The 1,791-nt window shown below is 48.8% G+C and carries 1 rRNA gene; it reads right to left on the minus strand.

Annotated elements, in window-relative coordinates:
* Window positions 1-65 precede the first annotated feature (65 nt).
* Window positions 66-1,642 (minus strand): 16S ribosomal RNA (locus IV86_RS08525).
* Between the last annotated feature and the right edge of the window lie 149 nt (window positions 1,643-1,791).

Raw genomic sequence — 1,791 nt, forward strand, 5'->3', positions numbered from 1 at the left:
TGAGAGTAAACCTCTCAAAACTAAACAAAACTTTGACATAGTGTGGGTTTCCGTTTATTCCTTAGAAAGGAGGTGATCCAGCCGCAGGTTCTCCTACGGCTACCTTGTTACGACTTCACCCTAATCATCTGTCCCACCTTAGACGGCTAGCTCCTAAAAGGTTACCCCACCGGCTTTGGGTGTTACAAACTCTCATGGTGTGACGGGCGGTGTGTACAAGGCCCGGGAACGTATTCACCGCGGCATGCTGATCCGCGATTACTAGCGATTCCGACTTCGTGTAGGCGAGTTGCAGCCTACAGTCCGAACTGAGAATGGTTTTAAGAGATTAGCTTAACCTCGCGGTCTCGCGACTCGTTGTACCATCCATTGTAGCACGTGTGTAGCCCAGGTCATAAGGGGCATGATGATTTGACGTCGTCCCCACCTTCCTCCGGTTTGTCACCGGCAGTCTCACTAGAGTGCCCAACTTAATGCTGGCAACTAGTAATAAGGGTTGCGCTCGTTGCGGGACTTAACCCAACATCTCACGACACGAGCTGACGACAACCATGCACCACCTGTCATTCTGTCCCCGAAGGGAACCTCTAATCTCTTAGACTGTCAGAAGATGTCAAGACCTGGTAAGGTTCTTCGCGTAGCTTCGAATTAAACCACATGCTCCACCGCTTGTGCGGGCCCCCGTCAATTCTTTTGAGTTTCAACCTTGCGGTCGTACTCCCCAGGCGGATTACTTAATGCGTTAGCTGCAGCACTGAAGGGCGGAAACCCTCCAACACTTAGTAATCATCGTTTACGGCATGGACTACCAGGGTATCTAATCCTGTTCGCTACCCATGCTTTCGAGCCTCAGCGTCAGTTGCAGACCAGACAGCCGCCTTCGCCACTGGTGTTCTTCCATATATCTACGCATTTCACCGCTACACATGGAGTTCCACTGTCCTCTTCTGCACTCAAGTCTCCCAGTTTCCAATGCACTTCTTCGGTTGAGCCGAAGGCTTTCACATTAGACTTAAAAGACCGCCTGCGCTCGCTTTACGCCCAATAAATCCGGATAACGCTTGCCACCTACGTATTACCGCGGCTGCTGGCACGTAGTTAGCCGTGGCTTTCTGGTTAAATACCGTCACTGGGTAAACAGTTACTCTTACCCACGTTCTTCTTTAACAACAGAGCTTTACGAGCCGAAACCCTTCTTCACTCACGCGGCGTTGCTCCATCAGACTTGCGTCCATTGTGGAAGATTCCCTACTGCTGCCTCCCGTAGGAGTCTGGGCCGTGTCTCAGTCCCAATGTGGCCGATTACCCTCTCAGGTCGGCTACGTATCACTGCCTTGGTGAGCCTTTACCTCACCAACTAGCTAATACGCCGCGGGTCCATCCAGAAGTGATAGCAGAGCCATCTTTTAAAAGAAAACCATGCGGTTTTCTCTGTTATACGGTATTAGCATCTGTTTCCAGGTGTTATCCCCTACTTCTGGGCAGGTTACCCACGTGTTACTCACCCGTTCGCCACTCACTTCGTGTTAAAATCTCAATCAGTACAAGTACGTCATAATCAATTAACGGAAGTTCGTTCGACTTGCATGTATTAGGCACGCCGCCAGCGTTCATCCTGAGCCAAGATCAAACTCTCATATTAAATGATGAGTCTTTTTCAAGCTCATTAATTGTTTGTTTTGCGAATTGACTTCGCATAATGTTTTCTTACATAATCTTGCGATTTGTAAGACCCTACACTATTGATTGTCAAAATTTTGTTCAGTTTTCAAAGGTCTACTATCGTTGTCA

This window comes from Pediococcus pentosaceus (assembly GCF_001437285.1).
Classification (GTDB): Bacteria; Bacillota; Bacilli; order Lactobacillales; family Lactobacillaceae; genus Pediococcus; species Pediococcus pentosaceus.